This window comes from Bacillus sp. IT-79MI2 (genome assembly GCF_949768135.1).
GTDB lineage: Bacteria > Bacillota > Bacilli > Bacillales > Bacillaceae_G > Bacillus_A > Bacillus_A pseudomycoides.
On sequence record NZ_CATKPV010000028.1, the window covers coordinates 1 to 302 of the forward strand.

Annotated in this window: 1 pseudogene; it reads right to left on the minus strand. The window is 34.8% G+C overall.

Annotation, left to right across the window (positions count from 1 at the left end):
* Positions 1-128 precede the first annotated feature (128 nt).
* Positions 129-302, minus strand: a pseudogene (locus ACM6HU_RS02040) (IS4 family transposase); the annotation flags it as partial.

The window sequence follows — 302 nt, forward strand, 5'->3', positions numbered from 1 at the left end:
CATCGCTATCAAGCTAAGACTACATTAGGAATTTTTCAGGAGAGTTTTTTTACTTTTTATAGGGGATCAGTGTAGATTATTTAAAAATTCGCATACGAAATAAACCCTAATGGGTTTCCTTTTTTAAATTAAGCCGCTTGATTATCAGACATGGTACAATTGTATACGACACCTAATATATCAAAGACTGTTTTTTTCTCGTATCGATGAGATTTTCGTCCGTTGCGCTGTAGGAGGTTAAACAGACGAAGGAGAATCTTTGATAATTCTGGGGTGTCTTTTTGTATAGTTTGGAACAGAAG